15 protein-coding genes are annotated in these 19226 nt (G+C 65.6%); 2 read left to right on the top strand and 13 right to left on the bottom strand.

What is annotated here, in order from left to right; all coding sequences use genetic code 11:
- Nucleotides 1-263: 263 nt before the first annotated feature.
- From ACFY5D_RS20350 to ACFY5D_RS20315, 8 genes are all read right to left on the bottom strand, one after another.
- Nucleotides 264-1790: an acetyl-CoA hydrolase/transferase family protein gene (locus tag ACFY5D_RS20350; protein ID WP_387534091.1), complete on the bottom strand. Its 1527-nt coding sequence runs from the start codon at nucleotides 1788-1790 to the stop codon at nucleotides 264-266.
- A gap of 180 nt (nucleotides 1791-1970) precedes the next feature.
- Nucleotides 1971-2543: a GNAT family N-acetyltransferase gene (locus ACFY5D_RS20345; protein ID WP_387534089.1), complete on the bottom strand. Its 573-nt coding sequence runs from the start codon at nucleotides 2541-2543 to the stop codon at nucleotides 1971-1973.
- A 105-nt stretch (nucleotides 2544-2648) separates the two neighbouring features.
- The gene (locus ACFY5D_RS20340) at nucleotides 2649-4157 is read right to left on the bottom strand and encodes a leucyl aminopeptidase (protein ID WP_387534087.1); all 1509 of its coding nucleotides are present in this window, start codon (nucleotides 4155-4157) and stop codon (nucleotides 2649-2651) included.
- Nucleotides 4154-5839 (bottom strand): MFS transporter, encoded by a 1686-nt coding sequence (locus ACFY5D_RS20335; RefSeq protein WP_387534085.1) that lies wholly within the window; start codon nucleotides 5837-5839, stop codon nucleotides 4154-4156. Before ACFY5D_RS20335 ends, ACFY5D_RS20340 begins: the two co-directional genes overlap by 4 nt.
- Nucleotides 5840-6140: 301 nt before the next feature.
- Entirely contained in the window at nucleotides 6141-6281 is a 141-nt protein-coding gene (locus tag ACFY5D_RS20330; RefSeq protein ID WP_387534083.1) for a hypothetical protein, read from the bottom strand.
- Nucleotides 6282-6992: 711 nt separating this feature from the next.
- The gene (locus ACFY5D_RS20325; protein WP_387534081.1) at nucleotides 6993-7970 is read right to left on the bottom strand and encodes a ribokinase; all 978 of its coding nucleotides are present in this window, start codon (nucleotides 7968-7970) and stop codon (nucleotides 6993-6995) included.
- Nucleotides 7971-9392, bottom strand: a complete 1422-nt coding sequence (locus ACFY5D_RS20320) for an MFS transporter (RefSeq protein WP_387534079.1) — start codon at nucleotides 9390-9392, stop codon at nucleotides 7971-7973. It abuts the gene before it with no gap.
- On the bottom strand, nucleotides 9389-10369 hold the full coding sequence (locus ACFY5D_RS20315) for a nucleoside hydrolase (RefSeq protein WP_387534077.1): 981 nt from the start codon (nucleotides 10367-10369) through the stop codon (nucleotides 9389-9391). Before ACFY5D_RS20315 ends, ACFY5D_RS20320 begins: the two co-directional genes overlap by 4 nt.
- Before the next feature lie 188 nt (nucleotides 10370-10557).
- On the opposite strand from ACFY5D_RS20315, the gene ACFY5D_RS20310 reads away from it, so the two are divergent.
- Nucleotides 10558-11601: a LacI family DNA-binding transcriptional regulator gene (locus ACFY5D_RS20310; RefSeq protein ID WP_387534075.1), complete on the top strand. Its 1044-nt coding sequence runs from the start codon at nucleotides 10558-10560 to the stop codon at nucleotides 11599-11601.
- A gap of 150 nt (nucleotides 11602-11751) precedes the next feature.
- Here ACFY5D_RS20310 and ACFY5D_RS20305 read toward each other — a convergent pair whose 3' ends face one another.
- From ACFY5D_RS20305 to ACFY5D_RS20290, 4 genes are all read right to left on the bottom strand, one after another.
- Entirely contained in the window at nucleotides 11752-13524 is a 1773-nt protein-coding gene (locus ACFY5D_RS20305; protein ID WP_387534073.1) for a beta-galactosidase family protein, read from the bottom strand.
- Nucleotides 13525-13600: 76 nt separating this feature from the next.
- Nucleotides 13601-14953 carry an ABC transporter substrate-binding protein gene (locus tag ACFY5D_RS20300; protein ID WP_387534071.1) on the bottom strand — a complete coding sequence of 451 codons (1353 nt, stop codon included), beginning with the start codon at nucleotides 14951-14953 and terminating at the stop codon, nucleotides 13601-13603.
- An 83-nt stretch (nucleotides 14954-15036) separates the two neighbouring features.
- Complete coding sequence (locus ACFY5D_RS20295) at nucleotides 15037-15975, bottom strand: carbohydrate ABC transporter permease (RefSeq protein WP_387534069.1); 939 nt, start codon at nucleotides 15973-15975, stop codon at nucleotides 15037-15039.
- Between the two features lie 3 nt (nucleotides 15976-15978).
- On the bottom strand, nucleotides 15979-16896 hold the full coding sequence (locus tag ACFY5D_RS20290; RefSeq protein WP_387534067.1) for a carbohydrate ABC transporter permease: 918 nt from the start codon (nucleotides 16894-16896) through the stop codon (nucleotides 15979-15981).
- Between the two features lie 93 nt (nucleotides 16897-16989).
- On the opposite strand from ACFY5D_RS20290, the gene ACFY5D_RS20285 reads away from it, so the two are divergent.
- Entirely contained in the window at nucleotides 16990-18066 is a 1077-nt protein-coding gene (locus ACFY5D_RS20285; protein ID WP_387534065.1) for a LacI family DNA-binding transcriptional regulator, read from the top strand.
- On the opposite strand, the gene ACFY5D_RS20280 is transcribed toward ACFY5D_RS20285, so the two are convergent.
- A complete protein-coding gene (locus ACFY5D_RS20280) occupies nucleotides 18063-19226 on the bottom strand; it encodes a glycerate kinase (RefSeq protein WP_387534280.1) in 1164 nt (387 codons plus the stop codon). The genes ACFY5D_RS20285 and ACFY5D_RS20280 overlap by 4 nt on opposite strands.

Genomic DNA, 19226 nt, shown 5'->3' with positions numbered 1-19226 from the left:
AACCCCGGGTTTCCCCGGGGATCAGAAGGTATGGAGCTGGTTCCAGCGACCCCGAAACCAGCGGCCCACTTCAATGGGCACGTTCACGAGTCGAATGCTAGAAGCCGAAGCGCCCTGCGTCAAGGTGTTTGATCGCCATCCCGCCGGCGGCCGGCGGGGAAGCCGGTGCAGGCAGGGTCCGGGTCCGACAGCTCCGTCCCCTCGACCGCCTGCCGTGGCGGTCGAGGGGGTGCCCGTCGCGAAACGGCAAGAGCCGAAGCCGCTTAGCCGGTGGCAATACCCGGGCGCATGTCCCCGGTCTCGATATAGCGCTGGTGCCAGCTGAGGGCCTCGTTCAGCAGGTGCGGGGTGTGCTTGCCGTAGCTGCCGACGCGGGCACGGTCGAAGTAGTCCTGCAGCATCGGGCGGTACTCCGGGTTTGAGCACTTGTCGATGACCACCTGGGCGCGCATCTTCGGGGAAAGCCCGCGAAGGTCGGCCAGGCCCTGCTCGGTAATCAGGATCATGGTGTCGTGCTCGGTGTGGTCCACGTGGCTGGCCATCGGGACGATGCCGGAGATCTTCCCGCCCTTGGCCGTCGACGGGGACATGAAGACCGAGAGGTATCCGTTGCGGGCGAAGTCGCCGGAGCCGCCGATGCCGTTCATGACGTGCGAGCCGACCACGTTGGTGGAGTTCACGTTGCCGTAGATGTCGGCCTCGATCATGCCGTTCAACGCGATGCAGCCCAGCCGGCGCACGAGCTCCGGGTGGTTGGAGATTTCCTGGGTGCGCAGCAGAATGCGCTCGCGGTAAAAGTCTACGTGCGCGTTGAACTCGTCGATGCCGTCAGCCGACAGCGAGAAGGAGGTGGCCGAGGCGAAATCGAGCGTGCCGTCCTTGAGCAGCGACAGCATGCCGTCCTGGATGACCTCGGTGTAGGCCTGCAGGCCCTTGTAGCCGCCGCGGGCCAGCCCGGCGAGCACCGCGTTGGCGATGTTGCCGACGCCCGACTGCAGCGGCAGCAGCTTGTCGGTGAGGCGGCCGGCACGGATCTCGTGGTCCAGGAAGTCCAGCAGGTGGTCGGCGATCTGCGTGCTGGTCTCGTCGACCGGCGCGAACGGGCTCAACCGGTCCGGGGCGCTGGTTTCCACCACGCCGACGATCTTGGCCGGGTCCACGCGCAGGTAGGGCTCGCCGATCCGCTGGTCCGCTGCGGTCAGCTCGATCGGCTTGCGGTGCGGGGGCAGCGCGGTGCCGTAGTAGATGTCGTGCATGCCGTCCATGGCGGCGGACTGCTCCGAGTTGACCTCGATGATGACCTTGTCGGCCATGTCCAGCCAGGTCTTGTTGTTGCCCACGGAGGAGGACGGGATCAGCCGGCCGTCCTCTGTCACGCCGACGACCTCGATGATGGCCAGGTCGATCTTGCCGTAGAAGCCGAACCAGGCGTGCTGGGCCACATGGGACAGGTGGATGTCCATGTATTCCATCTCGCCGTCGTTGATGCGGCGGCGCAGCTCCGGGTCGGACATGTAGGGCAGTCGCAGTTCCATGCCGCCCGCGCGGGCCAGCACGCCGTCGAGCTCCGGTGCCGTCGAGGCGCCGGTGAGCACGTTGATCTTGAAGTCGCGGCCCGCATTGTGCTCGGATTCCATCAACCCGGCGAGCGCGCCGGGGACGGCCTTGGGGTAGCCGGCGCCGGTGAAACCACTCATGGCCACCGTCATCCCCGGCTTCACCAGGGCGGCGGCCTGCTCGGCCGACATCAGGAGGTCTAAGAACTTGGAGTGATGGATCCGATCGTGCACGGCTGCCCTTCCTAAGACGTTTGACACATGTTGCGCAAGTGTCATCTGCGCCACTTTATCGGGTGATCGCGTCACACCCGTACCAAAAGCACCCGCAGGGCCGTCCCCGGGCGGGGTTGCTCGGTGAGGCGGCCCGATTTTGCGGTGACTGGCGCCCCGCCCGGCGACTCGGCAATTGCCTCAGAGCTGCTTCAGGTACTGCCTGCAGGTGTACACCCGCGCGTGCTTTTCCCGCATGGCAGCCTCGTGTTCGATGTCGGCGTGCATGAACGCCATGACCGGTGCGGAGAGACCGGGCGGGCTGGCGTACCCGTCGTTCGGCTCGTCCCACCCCTTGTAGACATGCAGGTAGCTGTGGTTTTCGACGAATCCGCTGCGTTGGTACCAGGCGTTTGCCTCGGTGTTTTCCCGCGTCCACGCATCGAGGGTGAGAACTCCCTCCGGCAGCCGTTCAATGGCGTGTCCCAGCAGCGCTCCGGCGATCCCCCGGCGTTGGGCTTCCGGGCGCACTGCGATCGAATCGATGGTTGCGCGTTGCCCGTCGACCTCGACGTCGATGAGCCCCAGCACCCGGCTCTCTTCCTCTGCAACGAAGCAGAGTTGCGGGTCGGGCAGGACGGTCTTGGCGGTCTTCACGTCGTCGTAGTAGTCGGTCCCGAAGAAGCTCAGCAGCCTGCATTCGAGCCACTGAGGCTCGTCCCCGGGTCGGTACTCGCGGATGGTGTACATCGGTTCCCCCCGTTCGTGGCCCATTCGTGGTTTTGTCCGTGCGGTTCCATGGAAGGTGCGCCGCACCCGCGTCCTGCGGGTACGGCGCACCGGCCGGAGCTTGTCTCGGCGAAGAATCCTTCCCGAGGGTCAGCGGCGCGAGAAGTTCTGCGCCAGGTCGATCAGCGTCCTGGTGCCGAAGCCCGTGGCGCCCTTGGAGCGCCACACGTCGTCGGTATCCGACTGCATGGTGCCGGCGATGTCCAGGTGGGCCCACGGGGTCTCCCCCACGAACTCCGCAAGGAACAGCGCGGCAGTGGTCGCCCCCGCGTACTTGCCTCCGAGGTTGGAGATGTCCGCGATGTCCGAGTCCAGCTGCTTGCGGTACTTGCGCTCCAGTGGCAGCTGCCACACCTGCTCGTCGGTGTTCGAAGCGCTGCTGCGCACGGCATCGACGAGCGCTTGGTGGTTGCCCAGCAGGGCCGCGGTGAGCTGGCCCAGGGCCATGAGCGCCGCACCGGTGAGCGTGGCGATGTCCACCACCGCGTCCACCTCGTCCTCGAGGGCCAGGGTGAGTCCGTCGCACATGACCAGGCGGCCCTCGGCGTCGGTGTTCTTGACCTCGATGGTCAGCCCGCTGCGGGTGGTGAGCACGTCCCCGAGCTTGTAGGCCGAGCCGTCGGGCATGTTGTCGGTGCACATCAGGAAGCCGGTGACCTCCGCGCCGGCACCCAGGTCGCGCAGCGCGGTGAACGTGGCCAGCACCGAGGCGGCCCCGCCCATGTCCATCTTCATGAGCAGGTGCATCGGGTCGCTGGGCTTCAAGCTCACGCCGCCCGAGTCGTACATGATGCCCTTGCCTACCAGCCCCAGGTGCCCCGTGGCCTTGGCCGGGGGCGCGTAGTGGAGCTTGATCATGCGTGGTTCCTGGGCGCTGCCCGCGTTGACCCCGAGGAGGCCGCCGCAGCGCATCGCGATGAGTTCCTCGCGGTCGAATTCCTGCACCTCGAACCCGAAGCGCTCCCCGAGTTCCCTGGCCACCCCCGCCAATGCCACGGCGGTCAGGTGGCTGGGCGGGGCGTTGCACAGGTCGCGGGCGATATTTGCGGCGCGGGCGTTGATCCGTCCGATCCCGGTGCCGTCCGCGGCCTGGGCAGGGTCGGTGCCGTCCGCGCAGACCTGCACGAGTTCCAACGCGGTGTAGGCCCCGCCGTTCTTCAGCGGGGTGAAGGCGTAGCGGGCCAGCAGGATGCCCTCGGAGACGACGCGGCCCAGGGTTTCGGCGTCCAACTCAGTGTCCGGAATCCGCAGCCCGAACCGGGCCTTGCCCTTGGTCGCGCGGGTGGCGTTGGCCGCGGCATCGCGCAGTGCGTGCTGGTCCAGGTCGGCGAGCACTCCCACGCCCACGGCAACCAGCAGGGGCCCGTCCGCGGTCGGGACAAGCAGCGTGCCGCCGGCCGCGCCGGTGAACCCGGCCCTGCCGAGCGCCTCGCGATCCAGGCCCAGTTCGGCGGGGACGTCCCCGTCGCTGCACACCAGCACGGCCACCGCCTCGACCCCGGCAAAGGCGTCCACCCAGTCGATGACGGGGTCGCCCGCGTGCAGCGAGGGCACCGGTGAAAAATCCTCGGGGATCAGTTTGTATGCGTCGAGTTTCACGGGTTCTCCTTTGTTGCTTCCGGGCTGTCGAGGTCCAGTGCGTCGGGGTCGTCGGGCTCCATCTGTGCGGGCAGGCCGTCCTGCAAGCGCTTTGGCATGCGCCCTGCCGGGACGATCGCCAGCAGCGCCAACCCGGCGAGCCCCAGCAGCGAGAGCTGCAGGGAACGCAGCCGGGCCTCCGCGTTGACCTCAACGGCCGCGGCCAGTTCCTCGGGGCTGCCGGCGCGCTCCCCGATGGCCGCCTCGAGCTGCGCGTTGGTCATGAAGTCCGCATCGCTGATGTTGACCTCCGAAATCAGTTGGTCGGAAATCTCCGGGTGCGCGGCGGCACCGGAGGCGATCAGCGAGGCGAGCATTCCCACGGCGAAGGCGCTGGCCACGGCGATGCCCACGGAGCCAGAGAGGTTATGCACCAAACCGCGCCAGGCGCCGACGTCGCCGGCCAGCGGCTTCGGCACGGAGCTGAGCAGCGTGTTGAAGACCAGCGCGACGATGGCGCCCTGTCCCAGGCCGAGCAGGACCAAGCCCAGGACCACGAAGAGCTGGCCCCAGTCGTTGCGGATGGTGAAGGCGATCAGGCACAGGGCCCCGGCGACAACCACGAATCCCACGCGGGCGATGAGGCTCGGCGTGAACTTGCTGTAGAGGAACGCCACGAAAGTGCTGGCCAGGAAGATGCTCAGCGTGTAGGGAATCAGCGAGAACGAGGTCTGGATGCCGCTTCGTCCCTGCACCATTTGCATGTACAGCGGGATCAGGAAGTTCGCTGCGGTTCCAACGAAGAGCATGATGGCCATGCAGGCGGTGATGGCCAGTTCTGAGCTGGACGCCAGCACCCGCAGGTCAAAGATACGCGGCAATTTGGCGTCCTGGCGCTTGCGGATCCAGGAGAAGAAGACCTGGCCGCCGATCAGGCCAAGCAGGATGAGCAGCGGGGCCGGTGAGAGGCCCATGATGTTGAACGGTGCCTGCTCGGTGGCGAACCAGATACCCCAGCCGGAGAGGCCGCTGAACCCGAAGCTGAGGAAGATGATGGAAACGGCTGCGATGATGGCGCCGGTCCAGTCGATCTTCAGCGCAGGCTGCGCCGGGATCGTCTTGAGCCTGAAGCTCAGCAACAGGTTGATCGCGCCGAGGACAACCATGAGGCCGAACGAGTAGCGCCAGCCGATGGTGGTGGCAAACCAGCCGGCAAGCAGCAATGCCAGCACGCCGGCTGCCGGGATCGCGGCAGCCAACAGCCCGATGGCCTTGGCTTGTTGGGCGTCCTTGTAGTTGGTGGCAATGAAGACGGTCAGTGCCGGGGCGACCAGCGCGATGACCGCGCCGGAGGATGCCTGGGCGATGAACAGCATGGCGGGGCTGACGCTCAGCGCCACGCATGCCATGGCCGCTGCGTGGATCGCCACCGCGATCTGGAAGACCTTTCGGGTTCCGAAGCGGGCTCCGATCTTTGCGCCGAGCAGGATGAAGGCGGCCATCGAGAAGGTGCCGGCAGTGATCGCCGTGCCGACGGAGGTTGCAGGGGTGTCCAGGTCGGTGGTGATGCCTGCCATGGAGACGGTCAGCGCGTTCACCGCGAATGAGGCTTGGATCTGGGTGAGCACCACAACGATCAATGGCAGCCAAGAGGCTTTCTCTGCGATGCTGTGCTGATGTGGAGATGTGGGATTAGCTGTCATTGACCTACTCCTGCTCAAGGGAAAGCGCGAGTCACAAAGGTTTTGCACAGATTATTTAATTGGTCCGCAACGGCCCACTTCGCAGTGAATACCTAGTCGCCGCAGGTTTTCATGATGATCGGAGCATATCCCTTAACGGGTGCCTCATTCCAGAGTTCCACGGCACTTCTCAATCCCCAGGGGATTTTCGGGATGCCTGCTTTCCTCTGCCCCGAAGAGGGCCGGAGCATATCCCGGAGACACAGAGAGGAGCGGTCCTTTCGGACCGCCCCTCACTGTCATGTCGTATAGCTACGAGCTGTTATGCCTTTTCGGACGTGCCGGCGCCTTCGCCCAACGAGTGGGCCTTGCGGTAGCGGGCAACCATTGCAAACGTCACGACGCTGAGCATTGCGATCATCGAAAAGGCTGTAATAACCAAGGTTTCGTGGCCTGGAGTCATTTTTGAATCATCCTCTCTCTAAAGTGCGGCAAAGCCTGCGGGGTCGGGTTCCCGAAGACCTGCCGATTGGGTGCGTCCATAAAATTTCTTGGACACCTTTCCCGTGTGTTGCGGTGCGAACCGGCCCGTAAAGGCTGTTCGTTTGGTATTCGAAGCGAGCCGCTTCGAACGTCTGGAACCATGCACGAGGTGTCTTTTCAGGCACCTCGGTCCGGCTTGATGCCGCACAATTCCGTTCAGCTGGCAACAGAGCCATAGGATTTCTTGCCGTCGATTTCGACACAAGCGAAGGCATCTCGGTCCAGCTGATCACGCCAAGCAGTTTGAACTAGGTATCTGGTGGCACTTGGACACAATCCAAGGCACTTGTTTTCTTCTAGAAACGAACTTGTCGATCTTCAATTATCGCAGATTTGTACTATTTCGCAACTCGATGCAGATTCGGCCCAGCCCGAAGGATCCCGAATTTCCGTCCTGACTCGGAAGTTTCCTTACATTCGGATGACGATCGCAATGCCGAATCAACATCCAGGGAGGTTCTTCGTTGCCGGGTGTCAGCAGACCGGGAATCGAAGGTTTTCGGACCCGTGGGCGGGCCAGACAGCATATGGAAAGCGGGCCGCGTCCAGGAAAACGAAAACGGCCGCCGCAACACCGCGAATGCGGATGTTGCGACGGCCGTTTCGGTTCTGGGCCGTGGCCCCGGGAAAGCTACTGCTTGTTGCCGAGCACTGCGTTCACGCCGGCTTCATCGGGGTACGCGGCCTGCGTACCCTTCTTCGTCGCGGCCAACGCGGCGCTCACCGAGGCGAAGGCCGCAGCGGTGTACAGCGAATCGCCGGCGGCAAGGCGTGCCGCCAATGCGCCGGTGAAGGCATCTCCGGCACCGGTCGTATCGATCGCATCGACCTTGGTCGGTGCAATGCGGACAACACGGCCTTCGGCCCCGGCCAGTCCGTCAAGGACCACCGAGCCGTTGGCCCCCAGCGTCACGACCGCGCGGTCAAGCCCGCGGGCGGCGAAGTGCTCGAGCACCGGCTCCCAGTCACAGGTCGGCGCATCCGGCGCGGGGATTTCTTCCCCGCCCAGGAATTGCGAGGCCTCGTGTGCGTTGACAAGCAACACGTCCGCGAGGGATGCGAGCTCGGGCGCCACCGGTGCGTACGGGGAAAGATTCAGCAGCACGGTTGCACCGGCATCGTGCCCGGCCTGGGCGGCTGCCTGGACGGTGTCCAGCCCGACCTCGAGGCACAGGCAGACCACCGAGGAACCCTCGAAAGCGGCCTGGGCGGCGGCCACGTCGGCGGGACGCAGCGTTCCGTTGGCACCGGCGGAGATGACAATGCTGTTCTCGCCGTGCGCATCGACGGTCACCACGGCCACCCCGGTCTCGACACCGGCAACATGGTTCACCTGCGTGACGTCCACGCCGGCCGCAGAGCAGGAAGCCAGCAGCATGTCGCCGTTGGAATCCTGGCCCACGGCACCCACCAGCGAAACAGCACCGCCGAGCCGACCTGCGGCAACCGCCTGGTTGGCGCTCTTTCCGCCCGGGTTCACGGTGAAGCCCTCGCCATGCAGGGTCTCCCCCGGTTGCGGGAGCCGCTCGGTGTAGATGGTCAGGTCCGCGTTGAGCGAGCCGACCACCACGATCCGGCCTGTTTCATTGCTGGGGGTTTGCTGGTTCAATTACTGCACCTCTGCGTCGACTGGTTTGGGGATCAAGAGTGAAGCGGCGAATGCCGCGACCGTAATGACCAGGCCGACCATGACCACCGTGAAGTAGGAAGCGTGGTCGCCCAGGTTAGAGGTTCCCACAAGCACTGCGGGCAGGACAAGGAAGCTCAGACCGGCGCCCAGGTTGAAGGCGCCCGCGTTCATGCCCGGCAGGAAGCCGGGGTTGCCCGGCGGCGAGAGCACGACGCCCAGGCCGTTGAGCATGATGTTGGCCGTTCCGGCGTACATGATGCCCAGCAACGCGGTGCCGGCAATCATCACCGGCAGGGAATTCAGCCCGAAGAAAACGATGATCAGCAAGGCGGCAATGCTGCCGAGCATGCCGATGCGCAGCACCTTGTTGTAGCCGAGCACAGGAGCCAGGCGGCCGCTGATCGGGCCGAAGACCCAGCCCAGCAGCGCGTACGGGGTGAGGATCAGCAGCGCGGTCTGCGTGGGGCCGACGCCGAACCCGGGTGCCGCGGCCTGGACGTAGGCCGGGACGATGCCGTTGATGACCGCAAAGATGCCGGTCATGGTCAGCGTGGTGGTCAGCAGCGGCGCCCAGGTGGCGCGCTGGCGCAGGTGTTCGATCTGCACCATCGGTTCGGCCACGCGCTTTTCCGTGGTCCAGAAACCGTAGAAAGCGGCGGCGGCCACGGCCAGCAGCACCAGCGAAAGCAGCAATGTTTGGGAGGACATGCCGCTGACAAGCTTGGAGGCTTCGTTGAGCGCGGTCAGCAAGGACCCGACGGCAACGACGATGAAGAAGACGCCGCGCCAGTCCATCTTGGTGCCGGCCTGCGGCTTGGTTTCACGCGTCAGCAGGGCGACGGCCAGCGCCGCAAGAACGGCCAGGACCACCATGAACCAGAAGATGGAACGGAATCCGTGGTTCTCGGCCAGGTAGCCGCCCAGGAAGGAGTCGACGCCGGCGACGCCGCCGTTGACGGCCAGGATCAGGCCCATGAGCGCGCCGTAGCGCTTCGGGTTCGGGACCGCGCTGCGCAGCATCAACAGTGCCAGCGGCACCGTGGGGCCGGAGATGCCCTGGATGATTCGTCCGGCGAACAGCCAGCCGATGTTCGGTGCAAGCGCCGCGACTACGGAGCCGACGGCGGTCATCAGCATCATGATGACCAGGATGCGCTTGCGGCCCACGACGTCGGAAAGACGCGGCAGGAACAGGGAGAAGAGTGCGGCCGTGGTGAAGAACCAGGTCTGCGACAGGCCGATCGCGGCCTGGTTGGTGTTCAGTTCCTCGCCCATGGTGACCAGCGCGGGGCTGAGCATGGAGGCGTTGAGCTGGAAGGCCACGCAGGCGGTCAGCAGCGCGGCGGTGAGGGCGGCGGTGCCGCCGCGGGTCATGGTGCCCTTGTCGATCACGGTGCTCATGCGGTCTTTACCTCGACCTCTCCGATGCGCACGAGTGCGTCGGTGACCAGGTCCCAGAAGCGCTTGTGGTCAAGGTCCACGGCAACCGAGGTGTGGCAGTCGGCAGGGGCCGGCGCGCGGAAGTCCGCGACCGTCATGCCCAGGGTCAGCTTGCCCTGCAACTCGATGTCAACGGGCACCTTGCGGGTGGAAACGATGCTCGGGTCGATCACGTAGGCGACGGCGCACGGATCGTGCACCGGCGGGAAGTCGAAGCCTTGGGCGTCCTTGTAGGTCGCCTTGAAGAAGTCCATGAGTTCCCGCACGAACTTGGCCGGGCCGGTGCCCACTGCCTCGATCTGTGCGACTACCTCGTCGGTGGCCAGCGCCTGATGGGTCAGGTCGAGCCCGACCATGACCACGGGCCACTTCTCGTTGAAGACGATGTGTGCGGCCTCGGGGTCGATGATGATGTTGAATTCGGCCACGGCGCTCCAGTTGCCCACGTGGTAGCCGCCGCCCATGAGGACGACTTCCTTCACGCGCTCAACAATGCGGGGTTCCTTGCGGGCCGCCAGCGCAATATTGGTCAGGCCGCCGGTCGGCACCAGGGTGACGGTGCCCGGCTCGTGGGCCATGACGGTCTCGATGATCAGGTCCACCGCGTGTCGCGGGTCCAGCTCGATGCTCGACTCCGGCTGCGCGGGGCCGTCCATGCCGGATTCGCCGTGGATGTCCGGGGCGTTCTCAATGGTGCGCACCAGGGGGCGGGCGCAACCGGCGGCGAACGGGACGCCGGTGATGCCCGCGATGGTGCCCACGGCAAGGGCGTTCTTGGTGACCTTTTCGAGGGTCTGGTTGCCGACGACCGTGGTCACGGCAAGCAGCTCGATGGCCGGGCTGCCGTGTGCCAGAAGGATGGCAACTGCATCGTCATGGCCGGGGTCGCAGTCAAGGATGATCTTGCGCGGCGCGGCTTCCACTGAGGGTTCGCCCATGGTTTTCTCCACATCTTTGGGGGAACTGCTGTGCCCTTGGACACGAAACAGGAACGGGGGTTTCATAGGAAGTCTGGCACCTTTTCCGGGCTCACGTCAAACGCTTAACGTGCCGTGCGCATACCATCAGGTCAAACGCTTAACGCGTTTCGACACAATGGCGCACGGTCTCGACTAGGATTAAAGCCATGGATTCTACGGATTTGCCGCGCATCACTGCGCCCATGAGACGGCGCGTCACTGCCGCGATGGTGGCCGAACACGCTGGTGTTTCCACGGCAACCGTGTCCCTGGTTGCCAACGGCAAGACCCAGGGCCGGGTTTCGGCGGCCAACGAGGCCAAGGTCTTGGCCGCGATCAGCCAACTCGGCTACGTCATCGACAGCATCGGCAGCTCGCTCTCCCGCGGCGTCAGCACCACCATCATTATGGTGGCACCCGATATCTCCAACCCGTTCTTCGCCAAGGTCATCGCCGGGGTGCGCAGCGCACTCGGATCGAATTACCAGCTGCTGCTTTCGGTCACCGACGCGGGCCAGCTGCCCAGTGCGGCCGACACCCGACGTCTGCTGGGGCTCCGGCCCGCGGGCCTGCTGGTCGATGCCCCGGATCCGTCGTTCCTTGAAGAGCTTTCGGCCACCGGCCCCCTGGTATTGCTCGATGCCCCCGGCTTCGGGGAAGACGTCCCGGCCGTGAACCTCGACGTCGCACAGGGCGCCCGCGATCTGGCCGCCCACCTTGCCGCGGCCGGCCACACCAAGATTGCATACCTTGACGGCATCACCGGGACCACAACGTTCGAGTTGCGCCGGACAGCCTTCCTGGAGGCCGCCGCCTCGCTGGGCATGAGCGTTCCCGACGGCGCCCAGGCCGCCACGACCATCGATGTGGGACTGGCGGCTGACGCCTTCGCGAATGCCTGGCCGGAATGGAAGAAGGCCGGAGTCACGGCGGTGGTCTGCGCAACGGACACCCACGCCTACGGCGTGCTGCAGGAGGCCCGCGTCGCCGGGATCTCGGTCCCGGGCGAGCTCGCGGTCACCGGCTTCGACGACCTGCCGTACTCCGCCAACAGCAACCCGGGACTGACCAGCGTGAACCTGCCCGCTGAGCTGCTGGGCCGGCGCGCCGCCGAGCAATTACTCAAGCTCATCAACGGGGAAGACCTCGAAATGCCGCAGCTGACGTTGGACAGCTCGCTCATGGTCCGCGGGTCGACGGTTCTGGCCTAGCCCGGCCCCGGTCCACGATTCGGGGCCGGATTCCCGTCCGGCGTCTCATCGATGCGCCGTCCGTCCGACGGCGCAGGTGCCGTCATCCGCACGGTTCCAGGCACCGCGGAATGACCCGTTCAGTGGTTGTTGCCCCGTTGTGGCCCGGGGTCAGAACTCGGTGTGGCCCAGGCCCGGGACCGAAACGAATGAAACCACCGGGCTGACGGCAGCCTGCAATTCAAGGACGATGACCTCATTCGAGTGGGGTCGCAGCAGGGGCCCCGGGATGTAGAGCGTCCGCTGGGGGCCCCTCGACCAGTACCGTCCGAGGCAGAAGCCGTTGACCCAGGCCACGCCCTTGCCCCAACCGCTGATGTCCAGGAACATGTCGGCAACCTCGGGAAGGTCGAAGGTTGCGTGCGCGAAGGACGGCCCTGCCAAAAGAGTGACGGGGCGCGACTCGGAGCGTACGAAGCGTTCGGCCACGGGACCCATGTCCTCGAGATTCAGCGGGAGAAGATCCCACTCGCGAACGGGCACCCCGTTGACCTTTGCCTCGCCGATCAGGCCCTTGGGTTCGCCGAGCCGCGGGCCGTAGTCCACGCGGCCCTGGTCCTCCACGAGGATCTCCAGCGTCCCGCTGGCGTCGTCGGGCAACACCAGGGTGCGGTCGTGGTTGTCGCGCGAAAGTGTTCCGATTCCCCGGCGATTGAGGAACACCTGCGCCCTGTCCCGCACTTCGTCGAGGACCAGCACCGCTGGGCCGGAGACCTCGATCCGGGTCCGGTAGACACTGAACCCGGAGAAGTGGCCGACTGCGTCGGTGGGCAGAGGCCCTTCCCCTGAGGAGGTCCAGCGGTCCGAAGCGTCGACGAGGTCCCACAGCGGAAGGGTGCCGGTCAACGGAACAACCAGCTCGGGAGCCGGGGCGGGCGGGGCGGGGGCGTCGTGCTCGGCAAGGTCCGTGTACCGCGCAAGCACCTCGCGGAAGGCCCAGTACTTCGGCGTCGGATTGCCTGCCTCGTCCAGGGGCGCGTCATAGTCGTAACTGGTCACGATGGGCTGGTAGACGCCCTTGTCGTTTGCGCCGTTGCTGAATCCGAAGTTGGTGCCGCCGTGGAACATGTAGATGTTCACCGACGCGCCGCGGGCAAGCATGGTTTCGAGTTCCCCCGCGGAATGCTCCACGCTGGTGGTGTGATGGTGGGCGCCCCAGTGGTCGAACCATCCCACCCAGAATTCCGAGCACATGAGCGGTCCGGTGGGCTGGTGGAGGCGAAGCGTGTCGAGGCGCTCGGCGGACCGGGATCCGAAGGACCCGGTCTTGTGCAGGCCGGGCAGGCTGCCATTGGCGAGCATGTCACCCTGGGGCTGGTCGACGGTGGTGAATGGCACCGTGAGCCCGATTTCCCTGTTGATCTTGACGAGCTTTTCAAGGTAGGAGCCGTCGGTCCCGTAGGCGCCGTACTCGTTCTCGATCTGGACCAGGACGATCGGTCCCCCGAGGTGCGCTTGGCGGGGGACCAGGATGGGCGCGAGTTGTTCGAAGTATTCGGATACCGCGGCCATGTAGACGGGGTCGTCGGAACGGATTGTTTCCGCGCCGCTTCCGAAGAGCCATGCGGGCAGTCCCCCGTTGTCCCATTCGGCGCAAATGTACGGGCCGGGGCGCACGATCGCGTGCATGCCCTCGGCGGCGACCAGGTCCAGGAAGCGGCCCAGGTCCAGGATCCCGGCGGTGTCGAAGGTTCCCCTGGCGGGTGCGTGGGCGTTCCAGGCAACGTAGGTTTCGATGGTGTTCAGGCCCATCTGCCGTGCCTTGCGGATCCGGTCCGCCCACAGATCGGGGTGGACCCGGAAGTAGTGGAGTGCTCCGGAAAGGATGCGGTGGGGGCGGCCGTCGAGCAGAAAGTCGTGCTCTCCGATGGTCAAAGTGGGCATGTCAAAGAGATCCTTTTCTCACATGGGTGGGCGGTCCGAAAGCCGGCGACGGACGGCTTTCGGACCGCCCGGTGTCCTACTTGGCGGAAACGGTGAATCCTTGCTGGTTTCCGTACTTGATGCTCGCGTCCTGCCAAGCAACCAGCCCGGCGTTCAGGTCGCTGTTGGACCCGTAGGCCTGGCCCACGGTGTCGCTGAAGATGCTGTTGGCGTAGGTCTGGAATGGCAGGTACGACCATCCCGGGACTACATCCTTCGAAGCCTGGACGAGGACCTCATTGATCTTCTGGCCGCCGAAGTACTTGCTCTCGGCACCGAGGAATGCGGGGTCCTGCAGGTCCGCGGTGGTGGAGGGGAATCCGCCGTTTGCGGCGTGGATCTTGGAGCCCTCGGGGCCGTTGCTGAACTGGAGGAAGCCGTAGGCCGCAGCCTTGTTCTTGCTCTGCTTGAGCACGGCGTCGCCGCCACCGCCGTTTTCCGCGGCTGCGGGCTTGCCCTTTCCATAGGTCGGCATGGGAGCCACGCGCCACTTGCCGCTGCCATCGGCGGCACCCGATTCCAGGTTGGCGGGCATCCAGGCACCGATGATGAGGGTTGCAATGTTTCCGTCGGAAAGCCCCTTGTACCATTCGTCGCTCCACGAGGCGACGGGCGCCACCAGCTTTCCTTCGACCAGCTGGTTCCAGTTTTGGGTCCAGGCCTTGGATCCCTCGTCCTGGAGGTTGATCTGCACGTTCGTGGAGCCTTCGACCTTGTAAGGCTGGCCTCCGGCCTGCCAGATCATGCTCGTGGTGAAGCCCGCATCGCCGATGTCGTTGGTGATGTAGGCCTTGGGATCGGCTGCGTGAAGCTTCTTTCCGGCGGCAATGTATTCGTCCCAAGTGGTTGGCACCTCGATGCCGTGCTTTTCAAAGACGTCCGCCCGGTAGAACATGGCCATGGGACCCGAGTCCTGCGGGAGTGCGTAGATGCCGCCGTTGAGGTTCACCGAACCCCACGTCGAAGGGGTGTAGTTGGCCTGCAGTTCCCCCGCGCCGTATGCCTTCAGGTCGACCAACGCATCGGAGAGTGCGAACTGCGGCAGTGCCGCATATTCGATCTGGGCCACGTCCGGTGCGCCGCTTCCGGCCTTGACCGCGTTCTGGATCTTTGTGTAGTGGTCGTTGCCGGTGCCCACGTTTTCCAGGTTGACCTTGACCTTGGGATATTTCGCCTCGAAGGCTTCCACGATCGGCTCGAGCTGCGGGGCCCACCCCCAGACGGTGAGGGTCGTCTCGGTCTGCAGGGCGGTTGCGATTTCTTCTGCGCTGACCCCTTCGGTGCCGGCATTTCCCTTGGCGGTGGAACCACCGCAGGCTGCAAGGGTGCTGACCAGAAGACCCGCCGTGACGACAGTTGCCGCGCGGCGTAAACGATGACTGATTTTCATGGGTTTGATGCCTTTCACTTCATTGCTTATGAGACGAGTGGAACTGGTTGGAGGTCGTTCAGTGTTCCCTTGCGGGGCCGTGGCTACTTGACGCTCCCGGCCGCCAAACCGGACTGCCAGTAGCGCTGCAGGAAGAGGAACGCGACGACGATGGGAACGATGGTGAGCAGGGATCCGGTGATGACAAGGTTGTAGATGGCGTCCCCGCCGGCGGTGGTGGCCTGCGCGTTCCAGTTGTTGAGCCCCACCGTCAGCGGGTACCAGGTGGATTCGCTCAGCATGATCAGCGGGAGGAAGTAGTTGTTCCACGTCGCCACGACGGTGAACAGCAGGACGGTGACGAAACCGGGCGCAAGCATCCTCAGGGAGATGGTGAAGAATGTCCGGAACTCCCCGGCGCCGTCCATGCGGGCCGCCTCGAGCACCTCGGTGGGAACGGACTCGAGCGCGTAGATCCACACCAGGTAGAGGCCGAAGGGGCTGATCAGGGACGGGATGATGACCGACCACGGCGTGTTGGTCAGGCCGAGTTCGCTGAACATCAGGAAGGTCGGCACGGCCAGGGCGGTTCCGGGAATGGCGACCGCGCCCAGGACCACCGCGAAGACCGCGCGCTTCCCGGGGAAGTCGAACTTCGCCAGTCCGTAGCCGGCCAGGGTTGCCAGGAAGGTGGCTCCGCCGGCGCCCACCACCACGTAGAGCACGGTGTTGGCCAGCCAACGCAGGAATTCACCGTCGTTGTACGTCAGGGTTTGGCTGATGTTTTCCCACAGCGCGAAGTCCCCGGAGAACCACAGGCCGAAGGAGCTGAAGAGCGCCGGCTGGGTCTTGGTGGAGTTCACGAAAAGCCAGAAGAGCGGGAGCAGTGCGTAGACGGCCATCAGGCCCATGACGATGGTCAGGAGGATCGACTTGCGCTTGTGCGTCACTCCGCGGCGCGGTCCGGCGCTGAACCGGGGTGCCGTGCGGCTTTTCACGGGCGGGGCGGTCGGGGTCTCGAGAGGACTCAGTTGCAGCGACATGGGCTAGGCATCCTTTCGAGAACCGGAGAGCTGGACGATGTAGGCCACGATCATCGTCAGCAGGCCCATGATCATGGCTATGGCCGCCGCGTAGTTGAACTGCTGGCCGGCGAAGGACAGGTTGTAGGCGTACATGTTCGGGGTGAAGTAGGAGCTGATCGAGTTCGGGGCCAGCGCCTTGAGGATGTTCGGCTCGTTGAACAGCTGGAAGCTGCCGATGACCGAGAAGATCGTGGCGATGCCGATGGCTCCGCGGATGGAGGGGATCTTGATGTTCCGGATGACACTCAGCGCGCCGGCCCCGTCCAGGCTTGCCGCCTCGTAGAGGTCCGAGGGAATGGTCTTGAGTGCCGCGTAGAAGATCAGCATGTTGTACCCGGTGAATTCCCACGTCGTGATGTTGCCGATCGCGGCGAGGATCCAGTGGCTGGACAGCGGATCCGGGATCGCCCAACCAAAGAGTTCATTGAGGTTCCCCACCAGGCCGAAGCGCGGTCCGTAGATGAACCCCCACATCAGGGTCGCCACGACGGCGGGGACCGCGTACGGCAGGAAGATCGAGATGCGGAAGAACGACGAGAACCGCAGGCGGGAACTGTCGATGGCCAGCGCCGCGGCCATCGCCACGCACAGCATGATGGGCACCTGCACCACCAGGAACAGACCCACCCGGCGCACCGCGTCCCAGAACTGCGGATCGGTCAACGCCTGGACGTAGTTGGCTCCGCCGACGAACTTGTTGCCGCCCACCATCTGGTTCTGGAAAAGGCTCAGGTAGATGGCGTAAACGACCGGGGCAAGGAACACCAATGCAAAGACCAGCATGAAGGGGCCGACAAACGCCCACCCCGTCCACCTGCCGCTGCGCCGCCGTGGCCGAAGGGACCGGGTGGCAACCGTCGCGCTCGACGTCGTTGTCATAAGTATCCTTAGTCTCATCCTGATATGTTTACGCAAACATTGTGGAAACAAAAGTAGCATGTTTAGGTAAACATGCAAGAGGAAAAGGGAAAAATGACACATTCACATTCCGGCTTCCCCGACCTCGGGGATGGATCCGCAGCTTCGCACCACGCCCGCACCACGCGTGGCCCCTCAATGGCGGACGTCGCCAAGGAGGCCGGCGTGTCCTCCCAGACGGTGTCCCGCGTTGCAAACGGGCTCAGCAATGTCGAGGAATCGACCAAGAAACGGGTCCTGGATGCGATGCAGAAACTGGGCTACCGGCCGAACCGGGCCGCCCGGGCGCTGAAGAGCGGACGGTTCAAGTCCATCGGCGTCATCATGTTCACGCTTTCGACCTTCGGCAACATGCGCACCCTTGACGCGATCGCCACGGCCGCGTCGCGCGCCGGCTACTCCGTCACGCTCATCCCGCTAACCGACCCCACCACGGGCAAGGTCTCCGGCGCGTACCACCAGTTGCGCGAGCAGCAGGTGGACGGCGTGGTCATCATCTTCGAGGCCCATTTGCTCGACCATGCCGACATCGCCCTTCCGGAGGACCTTCCTGCGGTCGTGATCGACTCGAATGCCGGCTCCGGCTATTCGGTGGTGGACACGGACCAGCAGCAGGGCGCCCGGCTGGCCACCGAGCACCTGCTCGGGCTCGGCCACCGACAGGTCTGGCACATCGGCGGCCCCGCCTCGTCATTCTCCGCGTCGCACCGGGCGGAGTCCTGGAAACGGACGCTCGAGCAAGCCGGGATCCAAGCGCCTCCCGTGCTCCACGGCGACTGGTCCGCGGAATCGGGCTACCGGATCGGGCTGGAACTGGGCAAGGACAAAACGGCGAGCGCCATCTTCGCCGCGAACGACCAAATGGCGCTCGGCGCCATGCGGGCCATGCACGAGCTGGGCCGGGCCATCCCCGGGGACGTCAGCATCGTGGGATTCGACGACCTCGAGGAGGCGGCCTCGTTCTGGCCGCCGCTGACCACGATCCGCCAGGACTTCCACGCGGTGGGACGCCTGAGCATCGAGAACCTGCTCCAGCAGATCGCGGGCGACACCCCGGCGCACGATGTCAGCGTGCCCACGCGCCTCATGGTCCGCAAGAGCACCGCGCCGCCCCGCGGCGCCACCGCCTAAACGCGGGCGGCCGGTTTCAGCGCATCGGAAAGCACCCGGGCCGTGGCACTGCGGAGGTAGAGCGCGGCGTTGGCCATGGCATCCGTGGGATCCGGCGTTCCGGAGGTCCCGCGCGCGAAATCAAGCAGCTGGACCGCGCCGCTGATTCCGTAGCGTTCCAGCTGCTCCGGCGTCGCCGCAATGCGTCCGGCGACCACCAGGACGGGCAGGTTCCGCACCCTGGCCACCTCGGCCAACGCGATGGGCGCCTTTCCCTCGAAGGACTGGGCGTCCAGGGATCCCTCCCCCGTGATCACCAGGTCGACCGAATCCAGCTGCGCGGCGAGCCCGCTGATCTCCGCCACCCGCCGGAAGCCCGGCTCCAGCACAGCCTCGGTGAAGGCCAGGAATGCCGCGGGGAAGCCGCCGGCGGCCCCGGCGCCGGGGACGTTGACGTCCCGGCCCGTCGCCCCGCGCAGCACCCGGGACCAATGGCGCAGGCCAGCCTCGAGCACGGCCACCGCCGAGGCGTCGGCCCCCTTCTGCGTGGCGAAGACGGCGGCGCTCCCGTCGGGCCCCAGCAGCGGGTTGCCGACGTCGACGGCCAGCCGGATCCGCACCTTCTCCAGCCGGGGGTCGAGCCCGGAGGCATCCACCGACGCGACGTCGGCCAGGTGCCCGCCGCCCAGGCCCACCGGATCGCCGTGGGCGTCGAGGAGCCCGAGCCCCAGGGCCAGCAGGGCGCCGCTGCCGCCATCGGTCATGGCGGACCCGCCAAGGCCGATGACGATCTCGGTGGCGCCGGCGTCGAGCGCCCGGAGGACCAGTTCCCCGCACCCGTAGCTGTGGGCGCACAACGCACCCTCCGGGGTCCGGGCCGAGGCGGCAAGGCCGGAGGCCTGGGCCGTTTCGATGACTGCACGCGCCGCCCCGCCGGGTTCCCGGTGCAGCGCCCAGTGCGCGATGATTTCCTGGCCGAGCGGGCCCGTGACGGTGTCAAAGCGCAGCTCGTAGCCGGCGTTCACCGCCGCATCCAGGGTCCCCTCGCCACCGTCGGCAACCGGGAAGCGTGTCACCACCGCCTCCGGATGCACGCGCAGCACGCCCTCGGCCATCGCCGCGGCCGCCTCGGTGGCGGTGAGCGATCCCTTGAACTTGTCCGGCGCCACCAGGACGCGCAG

The organism is Paeniglutamicibacter sp. NPDC012692 (assembly GCF_042901625.1).
GTDB lineage: Bacteria > Actinomycetota > Actinomycetes > Actinomycetales > Micrococcaceae > Paeniglutamicibacter.
The sequence above is the reverse complement of the archived record's forward strand: the minus strand, read 5'-3'. Positions and strand labels throughout refer to the sequence as shown.

Excerpts from the sequence above, each read along its gene's own strand:
- ACFY5D_RS20335 (WP_387534085.1), bottom strand. The coding sequence starts at position 5,839 with ATGACAGCTAATCCCACATCTCCACATCAGCACAGCATCGCAGAGAAA.
- ACFY5D_RS20290 (WP_387534067.1), bottom strand. The coding sequence starts at position 16,896 with ATGACAACGACGTCGAGCGCGACGGTTGCCACCCGGTCCCTTCGGCCA.
- ACFY5D_RS20295 (WP_387534069.1), bottom strand. The coding sequence starts at position 15,975 with ATGTCGCTGCAACTGAGTCCTCTCGAGACCCCGACCGCCCCGCCCGTG.
- ACFY5D_RS20310 (WP_387534075.1), top strand. The coding sequence starts at position 10,558 with ATGGATTCTACGGATTTGCCGCGCATCACTGCGCCCATGAGACGGCGC.
- ACFY5D_RS20330 (WP_387534083.1), bottom strand. The coding sequence starts at position 6,281 with ATGACTCCAGGCCACGAAACCTTGGTTATTACAGCCTTTTCGATGATC.
- ACFY5D_RS20285 (WP_387534065.1), top strand. The coding sequence starts at position 16,990 with ATGACACATTCACATTCCGGCTTCCCCGACCTCGGGGATGGATCCGCA.
- ACFY5D_RS20305 (WP_387534073.1), bottom strand. The coding sequence starts at position 13,524 with ATGCCCACTTTGACCATCGGAGAGCACGACTTTCTGCTCGACGGCCGC.
- ACFY5D_RS20300 (WP_387534071.1), bottom strand. The coding sequence starts at position 14,953 with ATGAAAATCAGTCATCGTTTACGCCGCGCGGCAACTGTCGTCACGGCG.
- ACFY5D_RS20320 (WP_387534079.1), bottom strand. The coding sequence starts at position 9,392 with ATGAGCACCGTGATCGACAAGGGCACCATGACCCGCGGCGGCACCGCC.
- ACFY5D_RS20315 (WP_387534077.1), bottom strand. The coding sequence starts at position 10,369 with ATGGGCGAACCCTCAGTGGAAGCCGCGCCGCGCAAGATCATCCTTGAC.
- ACFY5D_RS20345 (WP_387534089.1), bottom strand. The coding sequence starts at position 2,543 with ATGGGCCACGAACGGGGGGAACCGATGTACACCATCCGCGAGTACCGA.